At 71.2% G+C, this 22,171-nt stretch carries 25 protein-coding genes; 17 read left to right on the top strand and 8 right to left on the bottom strand.

Annotation, left to right across the window (positions count from 1 at the left end; genetic code table 11):
- Window position 1 precedes the first annotated feature (1 nt).
- From BKA05_RS16530 to BKA05_RS16500, 7 genes are read left to right on the top strand one after another with little or no spacing between them, the layout of a single operon-like run.
- A complete protein-coding gene (locus tag BKA05_RS16530; protein ID WP_179532403.1) occupies window positions 2-886 on the top strand; it encodes an ABC transporter permease subunit in 885 nt (294 codons plus the stop codon).
- Window positions 870-1,985 (top strand): branched-chain amino acid ABC transporter permease, encoded by a 1,116-nt coding sequence (locus BKA05_RS16525; protein WP_246289826.1) that lies wholly within the window; start codon window positions 870-872, stop codon window positions 1,983-1,985. The genes BKA05_RS16530 and BKA05_RS16525 overlap by 17 nt, the downstream gene beginning before the upstream one ends.
- A complete protein-coding gene (locus BKA05_RS16520) occupies window positions 1,982-2,740 on the top strand; it encodes an ABC transporter ATP-binding protein (protein ID WP_179532402.1) in 759 nt (252 codons plus the stop codon). The genes BKA05_RS16525 and BKA05_RS16520 overlap by 4 nt, the downstream gene beginning before the upstream one ends.
- Window positions 2,730-3,491, top strand: coding sequence for an ABC transporter ATP-binding protein (locus BKA05_RS16515; RefSeq protein WP_179532401.1), 762 nt, complete (start codon window positions 2,730-2,732; stop codon window positions 3,489-3,491). Before BKA05_RS16520 ends, BKA05_RS16515 begins: the two co-directional genes overlap by 11 nt.
- A 29-nt stretch (window positions 3,492-3,520) precedes the next feature.
- Complete coding sequence (locus tag BKA05_RS16510; RefSeq protein ID WP_179532400.1) at window positions 3,521-4,669, top strand: Gfo/Idh/MocA family protein; 1,149 nt, start codon at window positions 3,521-3,523, stop codon at window positions 4,667-4,669.
- Window positions 4,666-5,847 carry a dihydrodipicolinate synthase family protein gene (locus BKA05_RS16505; protein WP_343045717.1) on the top strand — a complete coding sequence of 394 codons (1,182 nt, stop codon included), beginning with the start codon at window positions 4,666-4,668 and terminating at the stop codon, window positions 5,845-5,847. Before BKA05_RS16510 ends, BKA05_RS16505 begins: the two co-directional genes overlap by 4 nt.
- Entirely contained in the window at window positions 5,844-6,683 is an 840-nt protein-coding gene (locus tag BKA05_RS16500; protein ID WP_343045716.1) for a sugar phosphate isomerase/epimerase family protein, read from the top strand. The genes BKA05_RS16505 and BKA05_RS16500 overlap by 4 nt, the downstream gene beginning before the upstream one ends.
- Before the next feature lie 54 nt (window positions 6,684-6,737).
- Here BKA05_RS16500 and BKA05_RS16495 read toward each other — a convergent pair whose 3' ends face one another.
- The 5 genes from BKA05_RS16495 to BKA05_RS16475 all read right to left on the bottom strand — a co-directional run bounded on the left by BKA05_RS16495 (window position 6,738) and on the right by BKA05_RS16475 (window position 11,513).
- Window positions 6,738-7,895, bottom strand: coding sequence for a sulfotransferase family protein (locus BKA05_RS16495; protein WP_246289825.1), 1,158 nt, complete (start codon window positions 7,893-7,895; stop codon window positions 6,738-6,740).
- A gap of 64 nt (window positions 7,896-7,959) precedes the next feature.
- A complete protein-coding gene (locus BKA05_RS16490) occupies window positions 7,960-8,802 on the bottom strand; it encodes an SDR family oxidoreductase (RefSeq protein WP_343045715.1) in 843 nt (280 codons plus the stop codon).
- Between the two features lie 138 nt (window positions 8,803-8,940).
- Window positions 8,941-9,144 carry a cold-shock protein gene (locus tag BKA05_RS16485; RefSeq protein WP_179532399.1) on the bottom strand — a complete coding sequence of 68 codons (204 nt, stop codon included), beginning with the start codon at window positions 9,142-9,144 and terminating at the stop codon, window positions 8,941-8,943.
- Between the two features lie 252 nt (window positions 9,145-9,396).
- A complete protein-coding gene (locus BKA05_RS16480; protein ID WP_246289824.1) occupies window positions 9,397-10,617 on the bottom strand; it encodes a hypothetical protein in 1,221 nt (406 codons plus the stop codon).
- A gap of 17 nt (window positions 10,618-10,634) precedes the next feature.
- Window positions 10,635-11,513 (bottom strand): TIGR03619 family F420-dependent LLM class oxidoreductase, encoded by an 879-nt coding sequence (locus BKA05_RS16475; RefSeq protein ID WP_179532398.1) that lies wholly within the window; start codon window positions 11,511-11,513, stop codon window positions 10,635-10,637.
- A gap of 45 nt (window positions 11,514-11,558) precedes the next feature.
- Between BKA05_RS16475 and BKA05_RS16470 the strand changes: the two genes are divergently transcribed.
- From BKA05_RS16470 to BKA05_RS16455, 4 genes are all read left to right on the top strand, one after another.
- A complete protein-coding gene (locus BKA05_RS16470; protein ID WP_179532397.1) occupies window positions 11,559-11,990 on the top strand; it encodes a nuclear transport factor 2 family protein in 432 nt (143 codons plus the stop codon).
- Window positions 11,990-12,487, top strand: a complete 498-nt coding sequence (locus BKA05_RS16465) for a nitroreductase/quinone reductase family protein (RefSeq protein ID WP_179532396.1) — start codon at window positions 11,990-11,992, stop codon at window positions 12,485-12,487. Before BKA05_RS16470 ends, BKA05_RS16465 begins: the two co-directional genes overlap by 1 nt.
- Window positions 12,488-12,559: 72 nt before the next feature.
- Window positions 12,560-13,135, top strand: a complete 576-nt coding sequence (locus tag BKA05_RS16460) for a hypothetical protein (protein WP_179532395.1) — start codon at window positions 12,560-12,562, stop codon at window positions 13,133-13,135.
- A complete protein-coding gene (locus BKA05_RS16455) occupies window positions 13,135-13,668 on the top strand; it encodes a SecDF P1 head subdomain-containing protein (RefSeq protein WP_179532394.1) in 534 nt (177 codons plus the stop codon). The genes BKA05_RS16460 and BKA05_RS16455 overlap by 1 nt, the downstream gene beginning before the upstream one ends.
- 100 nt (window positions 13,669-13,768) lie before the next feature.
- Here BKA05_RS16455 and BKA05_RS16450 read toward each other — a convergent pair whose 3' ends face one another.
- Window positions 13,769-14,614, bottom strand: coding sequence for an aldo/keto reductase (locus tag BKA05_RS16450; RefSeq protein WP_179532393.1), 846 nt, complete (start codon window positions 14,612-14,614; stop codon window positions 13,769-13,771).
- 97 nt (window positions 14,615-14,711) lie between these two features.
- On the bottom strand, window positions 14,712-15,461 hold the full coding sequence (locus BKA05_RS16445; protein WP_246289823.1) for an aspartate/glutamate racemase family protein: 750 nt from the start codon (window positions 15,459-15,461) through the stop codon (window positions 14,712-14,714).
- A gap of 76 nt (window positions 15,462-15,537) precedes the next feature.
- On the opposite strand from BKA05_RS16445, the gene BKA05_RS16440 reads away from it, so the two are divergent.
- Together BKA05_RS16440 and BKA05_RS16435 are read left to right on the top strand one after the other, a co-directional pair.
- Window positions 15,538-16,452, top strand: a complete 915-nt coding sequence (locus BKA05_RS16440) for a LysR family transcriptional regulator (RefSeq protein ID WP_179532392.1) — start codon at window positions 15,538-15,540, stop codon at window positions 16,450-16,452.
- Window positions 16,453-16,575: 123 nt separating this feature from the next.
- Window positions 16,576-17,019: an NUDIX hydrolase gene (locus tag BKA05_RS16435; RefSeq protein ID WP_343045714.1), complete on the top strand. Its 444-nt coding sequence runs from the start codon at window positions 16,576-16,578 to the stop codon at window positions 17,017-17,019.
- Window positions 17,020-17,113: 94 nt separating this feature from the next.
- Here BKA05_RS16435 and BKA05_RS16430 read toward each other — a convergent pair whose 3' ends face one another.
- The gene (locus BKA05_RS16430) at window positions 17,114-17,668 is read right to left on the bottom strand and encodes a GNAT family N-acetyltransferase (RefSeq protein ID WP_179532390.1); all 555 of its coding nucleotides are present in this window, start codon (window positions 17,666-17,668) and stop codon (window positions 17,114-17,116) included.
- Between the two features lie 193 nt (window positions 17,669-17,861).
- On the opposite strand from BKA05_RS16430, the gene dnaK reads away from it, so the two are divergent.
- From dnaK to BKA05_RS16410, 4 genes are all read left to right on the top strand, one after another.
- Window positions 17,862-19,733 (top strand): molecular chaperone DnaK, encoded by a 1,872-nt coding sequence (gene dnaK / locus BKA05_RS16425; RefSeq protein WP_179532389.1) that lies wholly within the window; start codon window positions 17,862-17,864, stop codon window positions 19,731-19,733.
- Window positions 19,730-20,431, top strand: coding sequence for a nucleotide exchange factor GrpE (gene grpE, locus BKA05_RS16420; protein WP_343045713.1), 702 nt, complete (start codon window positions 19,730-19,732; stop codon window positions 20,429-20,431). Before dnaK ends, grpE begins: the two co-directional genes overlap by 4 nt.
- A gap of 89 nt (window positions 20,432-20,520) precedes the next feature.
- Window positions 20,521-21,699 carry a molecular chaperone DnaJ gene (dnaJ, locus tag BKA05_RS16415; protein WP_179532388.1) on the top strand — a complete coding sequence of 393 codons (1,179 nt, stop codon included), beginning with the start codon at window positions 20,521-20,523 and terminating at the stop codon, window positions 21,697-21,699.
- A 16-nt stretch (window positions 21,700-21,715) separates the two neighbouring features.
- Complete coding sequence (locus tag BKA05_RS16410) at window positions 21,716-22,165, top strand: heat shock protein transcriptional repressor HspR (RefSeq protein WP_179532387.1); 450 nt, start codon at window positions 21,716-21,718, stop codon at window positions 22,163-22,165.
- Window positions 22,166-22,171 lie beyond the last annotated feature (6 nt).

Here is a 22,171-nt window from a genome sequence, read left to right as displayed (position 1 = left end):
GGTGTCCGGTTCCCTCCTCCTGCAGAGCCTCATCCTGGGGGTGCTGCTCGGCGGTCTCTACGCACTGCTGGCCGCGGGCCTGACCCTGTACTTCGGGGTCATGCGGGTGGTGATGATCGCCCACTCGGCCTTCTTGATCCTTGCCGCCTACCTCGCCTGGTGGTTCCAGGGCGAGACGGGCATCGACCCGCTGGTCTCGCTGCTGGTCACCGTGCCGCTGTTCTTCGTGATCGGCTACGTCATGCAGCGGCTGCTGCTCTCGCGGCTGCGCCCGGCGTCGCTGACGATGATGTCGGTGCTCCTGACCTTCGCGATCGCGCTGGTCATCGAGGGTGGGCTGGGCTACGTCTTCTCCGGCACCCAGCGCCGCATCCAGCTCGACTACTCCAGCAGCAGCATCGAGGTCCTCGGCGCCAACATCGCCGTCGTGAAGCTGATCGCCTTCGCGCTGGCCGGCGTCGCCCTGGTCGGGTTGTGGGCGTTGATGAAGCTGACCCGCTTCGGCCAGGCCCTGCGAGCGACCATCCAGCACCCGGAGGCGGCGCGGCTGCTGGGGGTCAACACCGATCGGATCGCGGGCTTCGGCTTCGGCCTCGGCCTGGCCACGGCAGCGATCGGAGGCACGGCGCTCTCGCTCGACTCCACCATCTACCCGTCCCTGCACTGGCACTGGATCGGACCGCTCATGGCGATCATCGTCGTCGGCGGCCTGGGCAGCATCCCCGGCGCAGCGATCGCGGCGATGGTCCTGGGGATCTCCCAGAGCCTGCTGCAGATCCCCCTCGGCACCACGTGGGCGCAGACGGTCTTCTACGTCGCGCTGTTCGCCACCTTGATGGTCCGCCCCCAAGGATTCTTCGGAGGTCGTCTTGCCCAGCGCTTCTAGCACCCGCAGCGCGTTCGACACCGCGCTCCTCGGCGTCCGGGGTCTGATCCTGGTCGTCGCGGCCGTCCTGGTCCTCGCCTTCCCACGGATGGCACCCGACGCCTTCATCCTCTCGGTGGGCGTGGTCATCGCCAGCTACGCCGCACTCGCCGTCGGGTGGAACTTCGTCGGTGGGTTCACCGGCTACATCTCGCTCGGGCACGCGGCGTACTCGGGACTGGGTGGCTACGGCACCGCCCTGCTGATCATCGACGCCGGCTGGAACCCCTGGCTCGCGCTGGTGGGGGCAGCGGTCGCGGTCGCCCTGATCGCCGTCCCGATCGGCGTGGCCTCGTTGCGTGTGCGCGGCGCCTCGTTCGTGATCGTCTCGATCTCGCTGGTCCTCATCCTGCTGCTGGTCTCCCAGAGCTGGTCGGGGCTCACCGGTGGGTCGAACGGGCTCCGCGTCCCGCGCCCCTTCGCCGACGACGTGCTGCGTCCTGAGCAGCACGAGCGGTTCTTCTACCTCAACGTCGCGCTGGTCGTGGTCGCGCTGGCGGTGTGGTGGGCGATCGACCGGTCGCGCTTCGGCACCGGGCTCAAGGCCATCCGTGAGGACGAGGACAAGGCGCAGGCCCTGGGCGTGCCCACCTTCGCCTACAAGCTCGCGGTCTTCGTGATCTCCGCCTTCTTCACCGCGATGGCCGGCGGCCTGTACGCCCTGTGGTTCGGCTCGCTCGACCCCATCTTCCAGTTCTCCATCCTGATCGGCTCCTACATGGTGCTGATGTCACTGCTCGGCGGCATCCGCAGCCTGTTCGGGCCCGTGGTGGGTGCCGTGATCGTCGGCTACTCGCTGGAGTACTTCAAGGCCCAGTACGGCGACACGCAGTTCCACCTGGTGGCGCTCGGCCTCCTGCTGGCCCTCGTCGTCCTGTTCATGCCCGACGGCGTGCTGCCAGCGCTCGGCTCCCTGGTGGACAGGCTCCGGCCCGACCGGGCCACCTCGATCCGCGAGATGACGGCGGCCGAGCTGCTCGAGCACAACCGCGCGATCGAGAAGGACAGCGGCACAGACGGTGCCGCCGAGGACCGCGAGACCGAGGAGGTCGTCCGATGAGTGCCACCGCGGCACCGGCTGCCGTGCGTTCCCTGGAGACGGTGGAGCTGCGCAAGTCCTTCGGGGGCGTGCACGCCGTCGACGGCGCCAGCGTCACCTTCCGGCCCGGCAGGATCAACGCGCTGATCGGGCCGAACGGCTCGGGCAAGACCACGTTCTTCAACTGCGTGACCGGGATGATCAAGCCCGACTCCGGCACCGTGACCTATCGCGGCGACGACATCACCGGGCGTGCCCCGCACCGCATCGCCGCGGCCGGGGTCGGGCGCAGCTTCCAGCTGTGCCGGGTCTTCCCCCGGATGACGGTGCTGGAGAACATGCTCGTCGGGGTGCGCCCCGAGGGACTGGTCCACCGGCTGCGCGGGGCCAGGAACCCCGCCGACATCGCCAAGGCCCGCGAGCTCCTGCGGCGGGTGGGCATCGACCACCTGGAGGCCTCGGAGGCCCGGGACATCTCCTACGGGCAGCAGAAGCTGCTGGAGCTCGCCGGCGTGCTGATGACCGATCCCGAGACGATCATGCTCGACGAGCCCGCCGGCGGTGTGAACCCCGCGCTGATCGGCCGGATCGGGACGTTGGTGCGCGAGCTCAACGCCGAGGGCCGCACGTTCGTGATCGTCGAGCACAACATGGACATGGTGATGAGCCTGTCCGACCACGTCGTCGTCTTCGACCGTGGCCGACCGATCGCCGAAGGGACGCCTGCCGAGGTGCAGAGCGACCCGCGAGTCCTGGAGGCCTACCTTGGCATCTGACACCCCCGCACCCGAGTACCTCCTCGAGCTCACCGACATCGAGGCCGGCTACGGTCGCGCCGCTCTGGTCCTGCGCGGGCTCACGGTGAAGGTCCCGCCGTCGAGCATCGTGTGCCTGGTCGGCCCCAACGGAGCCGGCAAGTCCACCGTGCTCAAGGTGGCCAGCGGGATGCTCACGCCGCGTTCGGGCAGCATCCGCGTCGATGGCGTCGACGTCACCCGCAACGGGCCGCAGGACATGATCCGCTCGGGCCTCTCGCACGTCCTCCAGGGTCATTCGGTCTTCAAGGAGATGACGGTCGCCGAGAACGTCGGACTCGGCGCCTACACGGTGCGTGACAAGGCCCTAATCGCCGAGCGCGCCGACTTCGTCAAGACCCTGTTCCCCGTGGTGGCCGAGCGGTGGGGCACCCTTGCGGGCGCGCTGTCGGGCGGCCAGCAGAAGCAGGTCGAGTTCGCCCGGTCGCTGATGGTCAGCCCCAAGGTCGTGCTGCTGGACGAGCCCAGCATGGGCCTGGATCCCAAGACCACCACGAAGGTGTTCGAGCAGGTGGTGCGCATGCGCGACGCCGGCATCGCCGTCCTGCTGGTGGAGCAGAACGCCCGTCGGGCGCTTGAGACGGCCGACATCGGCTGCGTCCTCGACCTCGGAACCGTCCACATCACCGGCCCGGCTCCCGAGCTCCTCGCCGACCCCCAGCTCGCCGAGCTGTACCTCGGCGGCCGGCCCGCACCCGCCGCCACACCCTGACCCCTTTCGTCCGAGAAGAGAGCAGACCCATGAGCGTCCGCACCCAACGCATCATCATGAACGGCATCACCGGCCGGATGGGCTACCGCCAGCACCTCGTGCGCAGCATCCTGGCCATCCGCGACGAGGGCGGCATCGAGCTGCCCGACGGCAGCCGGCTCCAGGTCGAGCCGATCCTCGTGGGCCGCAACCACGACAAGCTGGCCGAGCTCGCGGCCCGCCACGACATCGCCGAGTTCACCACCGACCTCGACGGCGCGCTCGCAGACGACACCGCCTCGATCTACTTCGACGCCCAGGTCACCTCCGAGCGCAAGAAGGCGATCCTCAAGGCACTGGCCGCCGGCAAGCACGTCTACACCGAGAAGCCGCTCGCCGAGACCGTCGAGGAGGGCCTGGAGATCGCCGAGGCCGGCGCCGCCGCCGGCACCGTCAACGGCGTGGTCCACGACAAGATCTACCTGCCCGGACTGATCAAGCTCAAGCGACTGGTCGACAGCGGCTTCTTCGGCCGGATCCTCTCCGTCCGCGGCGAGTTCGGCTACTGGGTGTTCGAGGGCGACCTGATCCCCGCCCAGCGCCCGAGCTGGAACTACCGCGCGGCCGACGGTGGCGGGATGGTGCTCGACATGTTCTGCCACTGGAACTACGTCTTCGAGCACCTCTTCGGGCGGGTCGACTCGGTGATCGCCAAGGCCGTGACCCACATCCCGGAGCGCTGGGACGAGCGGGGTGAGCGCTACGACGCGACCGCCGACGACGCGGCGTACGCGATCTTCGAGATCGGCGACACGATCGTGCAGATGAACTCGTCGTGGGCGGTGCGCGTGGAGCGCAAGGAGCTCGTGGAGTTCCAGGTCGACGGCACCCACGGATCGGCCGTGGCCGGGCTGTTCGGATGCCGGGTCCAGCCGAGGGTGCGCACGCCGAAGCCGGTGTGGAACCCCGACCTGCCCACCGACCAGGACTTCCGCTCCCAGTGGGACGAGGTCCCCGACAACCAGGAGTTCGGCAACGGCTTCCGCGCGCAGTGGGAGGAGTACCTGCGCGACGTGGTCGCGGGTCGTCCGCACCCCTACGACTTCATGTCGGCGGTCCGTGGGCTCGAGCTCGTCGAGGCCGGCCTGCAGTCCTCCGCCGAGGGGCGCCGCGTCGAGGTGGAGACGCGAACCTCGTGAGCACCACGACGATCGCCGGGCACCTCGGGCTGCCCGGCGTGGACGGTGCCTGGCGCGAGGTCCGGCTCGCCGAGCCCGGTCCCTGGGTCGAGCACCCGCAGCCCTACGCGAGCCGAGTGGCCTTCGCCGCCGCGCACGTCGCCGCGGACCCGCTGGGTGACAACGTGCCCGGTGCTCCGGCCGTCGTCGACTGGGACGCGACCCTGGCCTTCCGTCGGGAGCTGTTCCGCTACGGCTTCGGCGTGGCCGAGGCCATGGACACCGCCCAGCGCAACATGGGTCTCGACTGGCCCGCGGTCCAGGAGCTGGTACGCCGCAGCGCCGACCAGGCGAAGGCCCACGGCGCCCGGATCGCCTCGGGCGCCGGCACCGACCAGGCAGCACCCGGGGCGCTGCGCACCCTCGACGAGGTGCTCGCTGCCTACACCGAGCAGGTCGCCTTCGTGGAGTCCACCGGCTCGCAGGTCATCCTGATGGCCTCGCGCCACCTGGCCCACGTCGCCGGGAGTGCCGAGGACTACCTCCGGGTCTACAGCCGGCTGCTCGAGCAGGTGCGCGAGCCCGTGGTCCTGCACTGGTTGGGCGAGGCGTTCGACCCGCAGCTGCGCGGCTACTGGGGCAGCACCGACGTGGACACCGCCACCGCCACCTTCCTCGACCTGGTGCGCGAGCACGCCGCCAAGGTCGACGGGGTGAAGGTCTCGCTGCTCTCCGCGGACCACGAGACCGGCCTCCGGGCCGCGCTGCCTGCTGGGGTGCGGCTCTACACCGGCGACGACTTCAACTACCCCGAGCTGATCCGCGGCGACGGCACCCACCACTCCGACGCGCTCCTCGGTGCCTTCGCGGCGATCGCGCCGGCCGCCTCGGCAGGGTTGGCTGCCCTCGACGAGGGCGATCTCGCGACGTACGACGCCGCGATGGCCCCGACGTTGCCGCTCTCGCGCCACGTCTTCGAGGCGCCGACCTTCCACTACAAGACCGGGATCGCCTTCCTCGCCTGGCTCAACGGGCACCAGCCAGGGTTCACCATGGTCGGAGGTCTGCAGTCAGCGCGTGGGGTCGTGCACCTGAGCCGGCTCTTCGAGCTGGCCAACGACGCCCGGCTCCTGCGCGACCCCGACCTGGCCGCCGCCCGGATGACCGACTGGCTGCGAGTGCAGGGGGTCCTCCGGTGACGGGCCGGCTCTCGCTCAACCAGCGCACCACCGCGGAGTGGTCCTTGCGTGAGGCCATCGATGGGTGCGTGCGGGCAGGACTGCCGGCGATCGGCGTGTGGCGCGAGCCGGTCGCCGAGGTGGGCCTCGACGTCGCCGTCGCCTGGGTGCGCGGTGCCGGGCTGCGCGTCTCGAGCGTGTGCCGGGGCGGGTTCTTCACCGGGGTGGACCCGGTGGCGCGCAGGCAGGCGCACGAGGAGAACCTCCGCGCCCTCGACGAGGCCGCTGCCCTGGGCGCGCCCACGCTCGTCCTGGTGCCCGGGGGGCTGCCCGAGGGCGATCGTGACCTGGGGGCGGCGCGGGAGCGGGCGGCCGAGGCGGTGGCGCTCCTGGCGCCGGAGGCGGCGGCACGCGGCGTACGGCTCGGGATCGAGCCGATGAACCCGATCTACGCCGCCGATCGCGGGGTCGTCTCCACCTTGGCGCAGGCACTCTCCATGGCAGAGCGGCTGCCCGTCGAGCAGGTCGGCGTGGTGGTCGACACCTTCCACCTGTGGTGGGAACCCGACGTCCACGAGACGGTACGCCGGGCCGGGGACCGGATCGTCTCCTACCAGCTCGCCGACTGGATCACCCCGCTGCCGCCCGACGCCCTGCTCAGTCGTGGCATGCCCGGCGACGGGCACATCGACTTCGCTGCCTTCACCCGGGCCGTGGCCGACGCGGGGTACACCGGCGACATCGAGGTCGAGATCTTCAACGCCGACATCTGGGCGGCCCCCGGTGACCGGACGGTCGCGACGCTGGCGCGTCGCTACGCCGACCTGGTGGAGCCGCACCTGACGCGCCCCCGCTGAAGGTGCAACGGTGGGGCGTGAGGTTCAGCGGCGCCCCGCTGAACCTCACGCCCCTCACCGGTCGAACGCCGCCTGCACCTGGGTCTCGGAGAGGCCGTAGTCCTTCAGCGAGTAGCGGTGCGAGGGCTTGGCGTGGCCGGTGCGGGCCTCCTCGTCGATGGCCTTGACGACCGCCTCGGCCTCGGCCGACAGGGTGAGCCCGAACGCGTCGTAGACCCCGCGCACGGTGCCCATCGGGTCGCCCTGCAGGTCGGCGAAGGAGACGTCGACGAACTGCGAGGAGTCGTAGCGCGGCCGGGCGTCGTGGAACGCGTGGTAGGCCCGCGACCACAGGTCGAGCTGGGTGTGGCCGATGACGCCGCCTACGTAGGTGTCGCTGTGACCGGCGGTCGTGGCTGCCGACAGCGAGCACGACGAGGCGATGCAGACCACCGGGTCGCGGTGGGTGTAGACGACGAGTGCGTCCGGGTAGACGGTCATGAGCGCATCGAGCGCCGTCATGTGCGAGGGGTTCTTCAGCACCCAGCGCTTCTCGGGGTCGTTGAGGCCGATGAGCTGGAGGTTCTCCCGGTGCCGCGCATAGGCGTCGGTCCAGTCCTGGCCCTTGAGCCACTCGGTGTAGCGCGGCAGGTTGGCCAACGACTCGTAGGAGTTGGACTTGCCGGTCTGCCGCAGCAGCCGCCAGCACTCCTCCTCCGAGGTGGCGTCCATGTAGTGGATCCCCATGAACTCCGGGTCCTCGACGTGGTGCGCGGCGAAGGCCTGCTGCATCGCGGCGAAGATCGGGTCGTCCTCCCAGGTCTCGCGCGGCGGGCGCGGCTGGGGGTACTGCGTCAGCCACATCTCCAGCCCCTGGTGCGCCGGGTCGGCGGCCAGCAGGCGGTGCAGCGCGGTGGTGCCGGTGCGCGGCAGGCCCATCACGAAGATCGGCCGCTCGACGGGTACGTCGCGGTGCTGGGGCAGCGCGTTGAACTGCGCCTGCGTGAGCAGCCGGCCGACCAGCGCGCTCTTGACCTCCGAGCGCTGGAAGTAGTTCCCGCGGCCGGTCAGACCGGCTTCGGGGGAGTTGAGGTCCTCGACCAGGACCCGCAGCCCCTCCTCGTGGGCGGTGCCGCCGAAGTCGTCCATCCCCACGGTGCGCACCGCCGCGGCCACGATGTCCTCGTAGCTCCCGACGTCGGCCCGCTCGCGGGTCATCACGTTGTCACTCATCGCTCATCCTCGGTCTCGACGCCCGCTCGTCGCTGGCGCTCCTCGCTGCTCGACCAGCGGGGTCTCAGTCGTGGAACTCGCCGCAGTCGACGGTGAGCATCTGGCCGGTCACGGCGGAGGCGAGGTCGGTGGCGAGGAACAGCGTCGCCCGGGCGACCTCCTCCGACGACGCGAGCCGCTTGAGGTCGGTGGGGGCGGCCTTCTCCGCGTACACCTCGTCGTGGGTCTTGCTCTCCACGGCCGCGAGGAAGTCGAAGTAGCCGCGGTTGACGTCCTCGTAGATGTAGGACGGCGCGACGCTGTTGACCCGGATGCCGCGCGGGCCCAGCTCGGTCGCGAGCGAGGAGGCGAGGTGCTCGAGGGCGCCCTTGGACAGCTTGTAGCCGGCGTACTCCGGCTGGCTGGAGAAGGCCACGCAGGAGTTGAGCATGATGATCGAGCCCTTGGACTCCGCGAGGGCGTCGGCGAAGAGCGCCGAGAGACGCAGCGGGGCGAAGACGTTGGTCTCGTTGACCTTCGCCAGCTTCTTGGGGTCGATCTGGGTGATCGGGTCCATCGGCGGGATCGCGAAGGCGTTGTTGATGACGCAGTCGACGCGGCCGAAGGCCTCCAGGGACCGGGCGACCAGGTTGGCGCGGGAGTCCTCGTCGGTGACGTCGGTGACGACCATCGCGACCTCGGCGCCGAGCTGCTCGACCTCGGCGGCGACCTCCTTGAGGCGCTCCTCGGTGCGGCTGGCGATGACCAGCTTCGCGCCCATCTTCGCGGCCTCGACGGCGAGCGAGCGCCCGAGACCGGGGCCGATGCCGGAGATGACGACCACCTTCCCGGCCAGGACGGGCGCGGGGGTGTAGCGGTCCTCGATGGAGGTGTCGTGTGCTGCTGCGTAGCCGAGGGTCTGGGTCACACCCCGGATACTAGAACGTGTTTCAGTTTTGGTCGAGGGGTGTGGTGTCCCGCTCGAGCACGGCCCCCGGGAGGGGGACCGAGAACGAGCTCGGCGGCGGCACCCGAGCGTGTCGGGTACCGCCGCCGAGGATCGGTGTCAGCGAGCGCGGACGTTCTCGGCCTGCGGACCCTTGGGGCCCTGCGTGACCTCGAACTCCACGAGCTGGGCCTCCTTCAGCGACTTGAAGCCGGTGCCGGCGATGGAGGTGTGGTGGACGAAGACGTCAGCGCCGCCGCCCTCCTGCGCGATGAAGCCGAAGCCCTTGTCGTCGTTGAACCACTTGACGGTGCCCTGTGCCATGTTCGTACTTTCGGTGATCGGGTGCGCGCCATCTGCGCGAACCGCGCTGAAGACATCTGTGCTCATACCTGATGTCCAGCGAAACCGAAGACCAAGAAAGGGTAAGGATGCGCCGCGACCGACGGTCGCGGGGAGACCAGCGGATGCATCTCCTTCAACAACCACGACCCTAGCACCCGCACGGCCGCGCGGCCCCTTCCTCGGCGGTCGCGGCCCGGCGCGGCCCGGCGCGCCCCCGGTGGGGGGCCGGCCTCAGCTGATCATCCGTCGCGCGACGTGGCGCTGGCGAGCGGCGATCCGCTCGGCGTACTGCTCCTCGGTCAGCGGCGCGAGGTGCGCCAGCAGCGACGGGACGTCGGCCAGCTTCACGACCTGCACGGTCGGCCCGTCCTCGGGGCCCAGGTCGCGCTCGAGGCGCTGCCAGCGCAGCATCATCGAGCCGGTGCGGTGACCGGTGGTCTCCAGCCAGTTCGCGAGGTACGGCGCAGCCGGGTCGCCCGAGGGCGGCCGCTCGCTGACCACGAACCGCATCACGCCGTCCGGGTCGGTCTCGGCCTGTGCCTTGGTCAGGGACGTCTGGTGGGTCTCGTAGTCGGTCGAGGCGTACCAGTCCGAGCCGATCTGGATGGCCTGGTAGGCGGCGTCGTCGCAGCGCGGCACCGAGACCACCATCGCCTCGTCCTCGCCCAGTGCGTAGTGGCCGATCGAGGAGCGCTGGGAGGCCAGCCCGCCGGGCGTGGAGACCGGGGTGGTGAGGGTGTTGACCTCCTCGGCGTACTGGAACCAGTGCGGGAAGGCGAACCAGGTGCGGATCGAGGAGGTGATCGAGCGGGCCGCCACCTCGTACTTCTTGGTCAGCAGCGCCCGGGACAGCGGCTTCGCGGCAGCGCCCAGGGTGTCGGTGCGCTCGATCGAGATCCAGCCCGGCTCCTCGGTGTCCCAGTCGCAGAAGACCTCCCGCACGATGAGCGTCTTGGCGCCCGGCTCGGCGGTGTAGGTGAACTCGAAGTTGCCCTCGGCGTCGCGCTCGAGCTCGCGGTCGTCGAAGGCCATCAGCGACGTGGCCGCGGAGTCGGCGGTGTAGGCGCCGCCCATCACCTGGAAGGACAGGTCGGCCGAGGTACCGCGGCGGCCGCGGACGACGTACTCGACGCCCTCGCGGAGGTAGGCGTTGAAGTACATCGCGTCGGGGTTGTCCAGGCCCTGCCGGGAGAACTGGTGGGTCGGCTGGACGAACAGCGGCCGGTCGAGGTCGTAGTCGAAGGCGGTCTGCATCGCCATCCGGATCCGCCCGGCGAGGTAGTCGTAGCCCTCGAGCAGGTCGGCCTCGGTGCGGATGAAGGGCGCGGCGGCGATCAGCCGCTCGCCCTCGGCGATGGCCTCGCGCAGGGGGGCGGTGAGGTCCCAGGACCCGTCGGTGCCCTCGACGTCGGGGTTGGCCAGCGGCTCGGTGCCGTGGGGTGCGTGCGACATCTCAGCTGCCCCCGGACTCAGCCGTTGACCTTGGCGATGACGTTCTCGGCGTACTGCTCGAGGTGCTTGATCTTGTCCTCGAGCGGCTCGGTGTCCGGGCCCTTGATGTAGGGCACGCGGAAGCCGACGATGCAGTCGGTGACGCCCTTGTCCTCCAGGCGCTTGATGCCGTCGACGGTGTAGGCGTCGTAGGAGATGACGTGCACCTCGAAGTCGTCGCGGTCATCGCCCTCCTCCGCGCGGATCTCGGCGAGGCGCTTGAGCAGCCGGTCGAGCTCCTCGCCGTCGCCGCCGGCGTGCATCCAGCCGTCGCCCTTGCGCACCGCACGGCGCAGCGCGGCGTCGACGTGGCCGCCGACCAGCAGCGGGATCGGCGAGGGGGCGCCGGGGCACTGCTTGAGCGACTCGATCTCGTAGAACTCCCCGGAGTAGGAGAAGAACTCGCCGGTGGTCAGGCCCTTGAGGATGTCCATGCACTCGTCCATCCGCTTGCCGCGCCGCTCCCACGGCACCCCGAGGGCGTCGAAGTCCTCGGGCCAGGGGGAGAGGCCGACGCCGAGACCCAGGCGGCCGCCGGAGAGGTGGGCCAGCGACGAGGCCTGCTTGGCGACCAGCACCGGCGGGCGGACCGGCAGCTTGAGCACGAACGGCGTCAACCGCAGCGTCGTCGTGTGCGCGAAGAGGTGGGCGCAGAGCACCATCGTCTCGATGAACTCCTTGCCGTCGAGGAACTCGCGGTCCCCGGTGTCGGTGTAGGGGTACTTCGAGTCCGAGCTCTCCGGGTAGATCAGGGAGTCCGCCACCGTCATCGACGTGTAGCCGGCGGCCTCGGCGGCCTGGGCCAGCGGGGCGTAGTAGCTGGCCTGCGTCATCGCCTCGGCGTAGGTGAACCTCATGACTGCACAGTAGAACGTGTTCTAGAAATCTGCCAGAGTGTCCCCGTGGACCTCCAGGAGATCAGCGACCGGCTCGAGATCGCCGACGTCGTCACCCGCTACACCCGCGCGATCGACACCGGCGACTGGGACCTGCTCGACACCGTCTTCACGCCCGATGCCGACATCGACTACGTCCAGTCCGGCGGCATCCACGACACCTTCGCGGTGGTGAAGCCCTGGCTCGCGGAGATGCTGCCCGCCTTCTTCCCGAAGCGGATGCACACCATCGGCCAGGTCGACGTCCCGTGGGTCGAGGGCGCCGACGAGCTGCAGTGCGTGGCCTACTTCGACAACCCGATGCCGATGGCCGACGGCCAGGGTGGTGAGAAGATCGTCGAGGTCGGTGGGCTCTACCACCACACGATGGTCCGCACCCCCGACGGCTGGCGCTCCCGCAAGCTCGTCGAAGAGGTCGTCTGGAAGAGGGGTCTGTGATGGGTCTCCCCGACGAGCGTCCCCCGGGCCTCGACAGCCCCTGGACCGCCCGGATCATCAAGTACGGCGCCAAGGCGCAGGTCAAGGTCTTCCGCCTGACCAACGGCCGCATCGGCAAGTACTGGCGCATCGGCGCCGGCTGGAAGAAGCCGGTCCCGACGCTGCTGCTGCACCACGTCGGCCGCAAGTCCGGCACCGTGTTCACCACGCCCCTGCTCTACCTGCGCGACGGGGAGGGCCCCGACGCCGACCTGGTGATCGTCGCCTCCCAGGGCGGGCTCCCGAAGAACCCGCAGTGGTTCCACAACCTGATGGCCGCCCCCGACTGCACGGTGAGCCTCCCCGGCCGCCGCGACGTCCCGGTGCACGCCCACCGGGCGAGCCCCGCGGAGAAGGAGCGGCTCTGGCCGCTGCTGGTCGACCTGTACGCCGACTTCGCGAAGTACGCCGTGTGGACCGACCGCGACATCCCCGTGGTCGTCCTCTCCCCGAGGTGACCTCGTCGGGAGCACGGCTCGTCGCCGGGGACCCGGCTTGGAAGGGCTGGACGTCTCCGCGATGATGGGCGCGTGATCGACAGGCTCCGGACCGAGGACCACCCCGTGCTCACGGGGCTGGTCGCCCTCGTGTCCGTCGGCCTGGTGGTCGGGCTCGTGCTCGGTGGCGTGGCGCTCGGCGCGACCCGCTTCCTCGGCATCGGCGAGGACCCGTCCGCCGAGACCGTCTCCGACGACGTCGACTTCTACCTGCCCAAGCCCTCGCCGACCGACGGGCCCTCCGGACCGCTCATCACGCTGGCGCCGTCCGAGGACGGTGGCGAGTCGCAGAGCCAGCCCGCGGAGCCGGAGGAGTCGGAGTCCGAGGAGCCGGAGCAGGACGAGATCACCCTCTCGGCCGGCCAGACCTCGGTGGGCGTCATGGAGAACATCGACCTGACCGGCGTCTACCCGGGCGGTGAGGGGTCGGTCCTGCAGGTGCAGAAGTTCGCCAGCGGCGGCTGGCAGGACTTCCCGGTGACGGCGGTCGTCAGCAACGAGACCTTCTCGACCTTCGTGCAGACCAGCTTCCAGGGCGTCAACCGGTTCCGGGTCGTCGACAACGACACCGGCACGGCGTCCAACGAGATCAAGGTGACGGTCGGCTGATGCGCCGTCGCACCACCGCCCCCGCCGTCGTGGGCCTGCTCGTCGCCTCCCTGGCCCTGACCGGCTGCGGCGGCGACGACGAGGCCGCTCCTCCCGCCGACGGCCTGCAGGTGCGGCCCGTGCTCGGTGGGGCCGACGGGCTCGGCTGCACCGCGCTGGGCGACGAGCAGTCGCTCGCTGACCTGGGTCTCCCCGGCAACGCGCCGGCCGAGGACGAGGTGGAGGCCTGCGCCCTCGACGGCGTCGGCTACCGCCTCGGGCGGGCCGCGGTGGACGGCGGGGTGGTCAGCGTGGAGCTGCGCGCCTCGGCCGACGACTACCTCATCGAGATCGTGCTGGACGACCAGGCCGCTGCGGCGATGGAGGACCTCACCTCCGACGCCGCCTCCTCGGACTCCCAGATCGCGCTGCTCGCCGACGGGCTGGTCCTCAACGCCCCGATGGTCGCCGGTGTCGTGGGCGGCAGCCTGCAGGTCAGCGGTCCGTGGAGCGGCAGCCAGGCCGAGGAGATCGCCGCGCTGCTGCGCGGCTGAGCCCGGCCGGCCTCTCGGCGTACGACGACGAAGTGTGGAGCCCCGGATCCACCAGGTTGATCCGGGGCTCCACACTCTGCTCGTCGCGGCGGCCGACCGCTCAGGCGGGCACGTAGTCGAAGGTGTCCGGGTTCGGACCCCGACGACCCTCCTCGCCGCGGTCCAGCGCGCTGATCGCCTCGATCTCCTCGGGGCTCAGCTCGAAGTCGAAGATCGCGAAGTTCTCCTCCATGCGCTCGCGCTTCGTCGACTTGGGGAAGACGATGTCGCCGCGCTCGACGTGCCAGCGCAGCGTCACCTGGGACGGGGTCTTCCCGTGGGCGGCGGCGATCTTGCCGATCACCTCGTCGTCGAGGACCGCGCCCTGCGCGATCGGGGACCAGGCCTCGACCTCGACCCCGTGGCGGATCGAGGCGGCACGGGCCTCCTCGTTGCAGAAGTAGGGGTGCACCTCGATCTGGTTGACCGCGGGGATCACGCCGGTCTCGGCCACGATGCGGTCGAGGTGGGCGGGCTGGAAGTTGGAGACGCCGATCGACCGGGCCCGGCCGTCGGCCACGAACTCGCCCAGCGTGCGCCACGTGGAGACGAAGTCGCCGTCGTACAGCGTCGGCAGCGGCCAGTGGATGAGGAACAGGTCGACGTGGTCGAGCCCCAGCGCCTGGAGCGACTCGTCGAAGGAGCGGCGGGCGTCGTCGGGACGGTGGAAGCCGTTGTTGAGCTTGGAGGTGACCCACAGGTCGCGGCGCGGGAGGCCGGAGTCGGCGATCGCCCGGCCCACGCCCTGCTCGTTCTGGTACATCTGCGCGGTGTCGATGTGGCGGTAGCCCACCTCCAGGGCGGTGCTGACCGTGTCGGCGGTCTGCTCGGGCGGCACCTGGAAGACACCGAAGCCGAGCTGGGGGATCTGCGTCTGGTTGTTCAGGGTGATGGTGGGAACGCTCATGCCTCCCACAACACCAGCCGGTGTACCGGTATTCACCACCCGGCCGGTCGAGTGGGTGCGGGCCTTCTCACACCGCGGCTCCGGTGTGCGCGCGGCGTCAGGCGGGGACGCGGGGCAGCGCCTGCGGCAGGGGCAGCGGCAGGGCCGGGTCGAGCGCCAGGTCGGCCAGTGCGTCCGCGTGCACGAGGGCGGTGTCGAGCACCGGCAGGGGCGCGGCCCCGGGCGGCACGAGCAGGCCGATCTCGGTGCAGGCCAGGGCGACGACGTCGGCTCCCCGGGACGCCAGGCCCCGCATGATGTCGACATATCGATCGCGTGAGGACTCGCGGAAGACGCCCCGGGTGATCTCCTCGAAGACCACGCGGTCCACCTCCACCCGGTCCTCGAGGTCGGGGGTGACGACCTCGAGGCCGTACGCCGCGAGCCGGGTCGCGTAGAAGTCGAGCTCCATCACCGGGCGGGTGCCGAGCAGGCCGACCCGCGTGCGGCCCTCGCGCAGGCAGGCCGCGGCGACCGCGTCGGCGATGTGCAGCACCGGGGTCCGCACGGCCGCGACCAGGTCGTCGTAGTTGCGGTGCATCAGGTTCGTGCAGATCGCCAGCACCTCGGCGCCGCCGGCCTCGCAGGCCGTGCCGGCCTCCGCGAGCATCCGGCCCGACCGCGCGTAGTCGTCGGCGACCTGGCAGGCGCGCACCTCGGAGAAGTCCAGCGACTGCAGCGAGATCCGGGCCGAGGCGTGCGCGCCGCGCGCCTGCGCCACCCGCTCGTTGACCCGGCGGTAGTAGGTCGCCGTGGAGTGCCACGACATGCCACCGATCAGGCCGAGGGGACGCAGGCGCTCGCTCATGGCTCCATCGTCGACGGACGGGGACTGATAAGGAATCCGTGTTCTGGTTCGGCACCCCATAAGCGATGCTTGGGTCATGGATCCGCGCCGCCTGCTCGTCTTCCGCGAGGTCGCCCGGGCGGGCTCGCTCACCGCGGCCGCCCGGGCGCTGGGCTGGACCCAGCCGGCGGTCAGCCAGCACCTCGCGGCCCTGGAGCGCTCCGTCGCGATGCCGCTGGTGCTGCGCGGCCCGGGCGGCACCTCGCTCACCGAGGCCGGGGAGGTGCTGCTGCGCCGGGCCGACGCGGTGGCCGCCGAGCTGCACGCGGCGGGGGAGGAGCTCGCGGCGCTGGCACAGCTGCGCGCGGGGCGGGTGCGCCTGCAGGCGCACCCCTCGGCCGCCGCCACCCTCGTCCCCGACGCCGTCCGCGCCCTCGCCACCTCCCACCCGGGCATCTCCGTGGGCCTGGTCGAGGCCGAGCCGCCGGAGGCGCTGGCCGCCGTCGAGGCCGGGGACGCCGACCTCGCCCTGGCCTTCGGGTACGACGCGGAGCCGGTCGGTCTCGGGTCGCTGGTGTGGCGGCCGCTGCTCACCGAGCCCGTGCACCTGGTGCTGCCCGGGGGCGTGGGGTCGGGCGTTGGGTCGGGCGCGGCGTCGGGCGTGGCGTCGGGCCCGGGGGTCGGGCTCGCCGACCTCGCCGACGCCGATTGGATCGGTGGCTGCGAGCGCTGCCGGGTCCACCTCGTCGACTGCTGCCGGGCCGCCGGGTTCGAGCCGGCCCTGCGCCACGAGACCGACGACTACGTGGTCGTGCAGAACCTCGTCGCCCGCGGGCTCGGCGTCACCGCGCTGCCGCAGTCGGCCCTCACGGCCTACCGGCACCCCGGCGTACGCGTGGTGGAGGAGGCGGCCCTCGGGCACCGCGTCGTCGGCGTCGCCCACCGCCCCGGCGCCGACCAGGTCCCCGCCACCGCCGCCCTGCTCGAGGAGATCCGGCGCGTCGCCACGTAGCCGCACGGACCGATGGCGACCGCAGCCGGCCCGACCACGCTCGGCGCCGGGGGTCGGGCCGGTGTTCGGTCCGTCCGGCTACGCCGCCGCCGAGCGTTCCTGACGGCTTGTCACAATGGGGCGGTGCACTACACCGAGTACGACACCCGTCTCGCGGCCTACGCCGTCGTCACCGACGACGAGGGCCGGGTGCTGCTCGCGCTGTGGAACGAGGGCTCGCGGCGGCAGTGGACCCTGCCCGGCGGTGGCCTGGAGCTGCACGAGCGCGCCGAGGACGGGGCGGTCCGCGAGGTGCTGGAGGAGTCCGGCTACCACGTCGAGATCGACGAGCTGCTCGGCGTGGACAGCTACGTCTTCCCGGCCGAGCGACGCAGCGTCCCCACCGACCGGCCGATGAAGGCCTTCCGGGTGCTCTACCGCGCGCACGTCACCGGTGGTGAGCTCACCCACGAGCGCGACGGCAGCACCGACGAGGCCGCGTGGTTCCACGTCTCCGAGGTCGCCGGGCTCGACCGGGTCTCGGTCGTCGACGTGGGCCTGCGGATGGCGGGCCTGGCCCTGCGCTGAGCGCCCCGCGGGCGAGCGTCGCACGGTCGAACCGGCGTATTGATACGCCGGCTCGACCGGTGTCGAACCGGCGTATCAATACGCCGGGTCGGCGTCAGGCGGTGGGGACCCAGAAGCGTCGCTTCGCGGCGACCTGCGGCGTCCCCTCGGCGACGGGTCGGTCGGGGTCGAGCACGCCGCCGCAGCGCTCGATGACCGCCGCGGAGGCGGCGTTGTCGACGTCGCAGGTGACCAGCGCGCGCTCGATGCCGAGGTCGGCGCACAGGGCCAGGCAGCCGCGCAGGATCGCGGTGGCGTGGCCCCGGCGCCGGTACGCCGGCCGCACGCCGTACCCGATGTGCCCGCCCCAGACCTCGAGGAACTCGTTGAGCTCGTGGCGCACCGAGGCCCGTCCGACGAGCACCCCGTCGACCTCGGCGACCAGGAACGAGGCGGGCACGAAGCCGGGGTCGAGGCGACGGCCGTGGCGCTGGTCCTCCAGGCGTGCGACGTACTCCGCCCACGTCTCCTCGGCGGCGCCCTCCTCGCGGCGCTGCGCGAGCAGGAAGTCGAAGCCGTCGGCGGCGAGCTCCTCGTGGGCGGCCCTGGCCGGGGCCTCGTCCTCCACCCGCAGCGGTCGCAGCAGCAGCTCTCCCCAGATCTCCGTCATGGGTGCAGCCGATCACGGGAATGAACACGGGCGCGAATGCATTGAGCCCAGTGAAGAAAGTTGAGTCACTCCCACTCAAGTAACTTGCCTGAGCATCCGGAGCGACGCACACTGGCTCCATCAAGCGCGATCCCGAGCGAGCGATCCCGGGATCGGTGTTCCCCAGATCCAACTCATCGTGGAGGTAGCAACCATGGCCCGTGCCGTCGGCATCGACCTGGGTACGACGAACTCCGTCGTGTCCGTCCTCGAGGGTGGCGAGCCCACCGTCATCGCGAACGCCGAGGGCGCCCGGACGACCCCGTCCGTCGTCGCCTTCGCCAAGAACGGCGAGGTCCTCGTCGGTGAGGTCGCCAAGCGGCAGGCTGTCACCAACGTCGACCGGACCATCCGGTCCGTCAAGCGCCACATGGGCACCGACTGGAAGCAGTCGATCGACGACAAGGACTTCACGCCCCAGCAGATCTCGGCGTTCATCCTGCAGAAGCTCAAGCGCGACGCCGAGGCCTACCTCGGCGAGACGGTCACCGACGCGGTGATCACCGTCCCGGCGTACTTCTCCGACGCCCAGCGCCAGGCCACCAAGGAGGCCGGCGAGATCGCGGGTCTCAACGTGAGCCGCATCGTCAACGAGCCGACCGCTGCCGCCCTGGCCTACGGCCTGGACAAGGGCGAGGACCAGACGATCCTGGTCTTCGACCTCGGTGGCGGCACCTTCGACGTCTCCCTGCTCGAGGTGGGCGAGGGCGTCGTCGAGGTCAAGGCGACCTCCGGTGACAACCACCTCGGTGGTGACGACTGGGACGCCCGGATCGTCGAGTGGATGGTCAAGAAGTTCAAGGACAACAACGGGGTCGACCTCGCCGCCGACAAGATCGCCAAGCAGCGCCTGCAGGAGGCCGCGGAGAAGGCGAAGATCGAGCTGTCCTCCTCCAGCGAGACCACGATCCACCTGCCCTACATCACCCACGGCGAGTCCGGCCCGCTGCACTTCGAGGAGCGGCTGACCCGCGGTGAGTTCCAGCGGATGACCCAGGACCTCCTCGAGCGCACCAAGGCCCCCTTCCAGGCCGTGCTCAAGGACGCCGGTGTCTCGATCTCCTCGATCGACCACGTCGTGCTCGTCGGTGGCTCCACCCGCATGCCGGCCGTCACCGAGCTGGTCAAGGAGCTGCTCGGTGGCAAGGAGCCCAACAAGGGCGTCAACCCCGACGAGGTCGTCGCCGACGGCGCGGCCCTGCAGGCGGGCGTGCTCAAGGGCGAGGTCAAGGACGTGCTGCTCCTCGACGTCACCCCCCTCAGCCTCGGCATCGAGACCAAGGGTGGCGTGATGACCACCCTCATCGAGCGCAACACCACGATCCCGACCAAGCGCTCGGAGATCTTCACCACCGCCGACGACAACCAGCCCTCGGTGGAGATCAAGGTCGCCCAGGGCGAGCGCCAGATGTGGAGCCAGAACCAGCCGCTGGGCAACTTCGAGCTCACCGGTCTCCCGCCGGCGCCGCGGGGCGTGCCGAAGATCGAGGTCACCTTCGACATCGACGCCAACGGCATCGTCCACGTCATCGCCAAGGACCAGGCCTCCGGCAAGGAGCAGTCGATGACCATCTCCGGCGGCTCCGCGCTGTCGAAGGAGGACATCGACCGGATGGTCAAGGAGGCCGAGCAGTACGCCGAGGAGGACGCCAAGCGTCGCGAGGCCGTCGAGACCCGCAACCAGGCCGAGCAGCTGGTCTACACGACCGAGAAGTTCCTCGCCGACAACGACGAGAAGCTCCCCGAGGACGTCAAGACCGAGGTCCAGGCCGACGTCGACGCCCTGAAGTCGGTCCTGGAGAACGCCGAGGCCCCGGCCGAGGACGTCCAGGCCGCCGTCACCAAGCTCGGTGAGTCGAGCCAGAAGATGGGCGCCGCGATGTACGCCGCCGCCGAGGCCGACGCCTCGGCCGCCGGTGGCAGCACCGGCGCCACCGGTGAGGCCGACGACGACATCGTCGACGCCGAGGTGGTCGACGAGACCGACGCCGACGGCAGCGCCGACGGCCAGGACGAGAGCAAGTGACCCAGCCCGACCACGAGGGCACCACCGACCGGGGGTCGCAGCACGCGGCCCCCGGCTCGGGGTCCTTCGGCGAGGAGGCAGCGACCATGACCGAGAACACCGAGGTCGAGGCGGGCGCCGAGGGCGGCGACCCCGCCGCCGAGCCCACCCCGGCCGAGCAGCAGGACGCCGGCCCCGCCGAGCAGCAGGCCGGTGCCACCGGCGACGCCGCGGACGACGGCGGGGCGCTCGACGTCGACCCGCTCCAGGCCGCGCACGACGAGGTGGCCACGCTCAAGGCCGAGCTCGCCGAGCGGACGCTGGACCTCCAGCGCCTGCAGGCGGAGTTCGTCAACTACAAGCGGCGCGTGGACCGCGACCGCGACCTGCTCAAGGAGAACGCGACGTACGCCGCTCTCGCGCCCATCGTCGAGGTGCTCGACACCATCGACCGGGCCCGCGAGCACGAGGAGGTCGCCGGCGGGTTCAAGTCGGTCGTCGACCAGCTCGAGCGCACCGTCGCGAACGCGGGGCTGGTGCGTTTCGGCGCGCCGGGCGACGCGTTCGACCCCACCCTCCACGAGGCGCTGTCCCACATCGGGGAGGATCCCGACGTGGAGGTCACGACCTGCAAGGTGATCGCCAAGGCCGGCTACCGGATCGGTGAGCGGGTCGTGCGCGCCGCGCAGGTGCTGGTGGTGGACCCGGCTGGGTCCTGACCGACGTGCCGACCGGCGTAGCGGAGCGGCACTGAGCAAGAACTGAGACGAAGGGAGGTTCCCCCGTGGCGGGCAACGACCATGACGGCATGCGTCCGGACTGGGCGCAGAAGGACTTCTACGCCGTGCTCGGCGTGAAGAAGGACGCGAGCGCCGACGAGATCAAGAAGGCCTACCGGCGCCTCGCCCGGGAGAACCACCCCGACTCCAATCCCGGTGACACCACCAAGCACGACAGGTTCAAGCAGGTCGCCGAGGCCTACGACGTCGTCGGTGACCCCGAGAAGCGCACGAAGTACGACGAGCTGCGTCGCATGGTCGCCTCCGGTGGCTTCGGCGGCGGCTTCGGCGGCGGCTTCGGCGGCGGCCAGGGCATCAACCTCGAGGACCTGCTGCGCGACCGTGCCGGCGGGGCCGGTGGGGGCGGCGGCGGGTTCGGCGACATGTTCGGCGACCTCTTCGGCGGCGGCTTCGGTGGCCGTCGTGGCAGTGCGCGCCCGCGGGCCGCGAAGGGCCAGGACGTCGAGAGCACCGCCACCATCTCCTTCACCGACGCCATCGACGGCGTCACCATCTCGCTGCGGCTGACCTCCGACACCGCGTGCGCGACCTGCTCGGGCACCGGCGGCAAGCCCGGCACCAAGCCGCACGTCTGCGCCCAGTGCGAGGGCAGCGGCTTCGTCACCGGGTCGATGGGCGGCGGCTTCTCCCTCAACGAGACCTGCCCCGCGTGCGGCGGCCGGCAGCTGCTCTACGACGAGGCCTGCCCCACCTGCCACGGCTCGGGCCGCGGCGCCTCCTCGCGGACCATCCAGGCCCGCATCCCCGCCGGGGTGAAGGACGGCCAGCGGATCCGCCTGCGCGGCAAGGGCGGCCCCGGGCAGCACGGCGGTCCCGCTGGTGACCTCTACGTGACCGTGAAGGTCTCCGGTCACCGCGTCTTCGGGCGCTCGGGTGACAACCTCACCCTCGACGTCCCGGTCTCCTTCGACGAGCTCGCGCTCGGCGCCGAGGTCAAGATCCCGACCCTCGGTGGCTCGCCGGTCACCCTGCGCGTCCCCGCCGGCACCCCCAACGGGCGCACCTTCCGCGTGCGCGGCAAGGGCGCGACCAAGGCCGACGGGACCAAGGGCGACCTGCTCGCCACCGTCGAGGTCCAGGTCCCCGCGGTCCTCGACGTGGACGCCCGCGCGGCGGTCGAGGCCTACCGCATCGCGATGGCCGACAAGCCGTTGCGCTCGAACCTCTTTGACCAGGCCCGGTCGTGAGCGGGCGGTGCCGGACATGACCCGCGGACGCGGACCGTACGGCGCCGACCCCGACGCTGCCGTCTTCGTCATCTCCGTCGCCGCCGAGCTCTCCGGCCTGCACCCGCAGACCCTGCGCACCTACGAGCGGCTCGGCCTGATCTCGCCCGGTCGCACCGGCGGCGGCGGTCGCCGCTACTCCCAGCGTGACATCGAGCTGCTGCGGGTCATCTCCGAGCTGACCTCGGCCGGCATCGGCATCGAGGGCGTGCGACGGATCCTCGACCTCGAGAACCGCGTCACCGCCCTCGCCCAGCGCAACGAGGAGCTGCAGGCAGAGCTCGAGGCGACCCGGGACGCGCTGCGGCAGGCGCTGGCGCAGCGGCGTACCGACCCCCGCGCCGCGGCGGCCGCACCCAACCGGCTGCCGGTCCTGCGCGGCCCCGACCCCGGCTCCTCGCTGGTGGTCTGGCGCCGCCAGCGCTGAGCGGGC

Source organism: Nocardioides marinus (genome assembly GCF_013408145.1).
Lineage (GTDB): Bacteria > Actinomycetota > Actinomycetes > Propionibacteriales > Nocardioidaceae > Nocardioides > Nocardioides marinus.
This window is presented reverse-complemented; position numbering and strand designations above follow the sequence as displayed.

Bases quoted from the DNA above. Each gene is read 5' to 3' on its own strand.
- BKA05_RS16455 (WP_179532394.1), top strand. From the start codon at position 13,135: ATGCGCCGTCGCACCACCGCCCCCGCCGTCGTGGGCCTGCTCGTCGCC.
- dnaJ (WP_179532388.1), top strand. From the start codon at position 20,521: ATGCGTCCGGACTGGGCGCAGAAGGACTTCTACGCCGTGCTCGGCGTG.
- dnaK (WP_179532389.1), top strand. From the start codon at position 17,862: ATGGCCCGTGCCGTCGGCATCGACCTGGGTACGACGAACTCCGTCGTG.
- BKA05_RS16430 (WP_179532390.1), bottom strand. From the start codon at position 17,668: ATGACGGAGATCTGGGGAGAGCTGCTGCTGCGACCGCTGCGGGTGGAG.
- BKA05_RS16480 (WP_246289824.1), bottom strand. From the start codon at position 10,617: ATGTCGCACGCACCCCACGGCACCGAGCCGCTGGCCAACCCCGACGTC.
- BKA05_RS16475 (WP_179532398.1), bottom strand. From the start codon at position 11,513: ATGAGGTTCACCTACGCCGAGGCGATGACGCAGGCCAGCTACTACGCC.
- BKA05_RS16520 (WP_179532402.1), top strand. From the start codon at position 1,982: ATGAGTGCCACCGCGGCACCGGCTGCCGTGCGTTCCCTGGAGACGGTG.
- BKA05_RS16440 (WP_179532392.1), top strand. From the start codon at position 15,538: ATGGATCCGCGCCGCCTGCTCGTCTTCCGCGAGGTCGCCCGGGCGGGC.
- BKA05_RS16485 (WP_179532399.1), bottom strand. From the start codon at position 9,144: ATGGCACAGGGCACCGTCAAGTGGTTCAACGACGACAAGGGCTTCGGC.
- BKA05_RS16495 (WP_246289825.1), bottom strand. From the start codon at position 7,895: ATGAGTGACAACGTGATGACCCGCGAGCGGGCCGACGTCGGGAGCTAC.
- BKA05_RS16445 (WP_246289823.1), bottom strand. From the start codon at position 15,461: ATGAGCGAGCGCCTGCGTCCCCTCGGCCTGATCGGTGGCATGTCGTGG.
- BKA05_RS16465 (WP_179532396.1), top strand. From the start codon at position 11,990: ATGGGTCTCCCCGACGAGCGTCCCCCGGGCCTCGACAGCCCCTGGACC.
- BKA05_RS16450 (WP_179532393.1), bottom strand. From the start codon at position 14,614: ATGAGCGTTCCCACCATCACCCTGAACAACCAGACGCAGATCCCCCAG.
- BKA05_RS16410 (WP_179532387.1), top strand. From the start codon at position 21,716: ATGACCCGCGGACGCGGACCGTACGGCGCCGACCCCGACGCTGCCGTC.
- BKA05_RS16510 (WP_179532400.1), top strand. From the start codon at position 3,521: ATGAGCGTCCGCACCCAACGCATCATCATGAACGGCATCACCGGCCGG.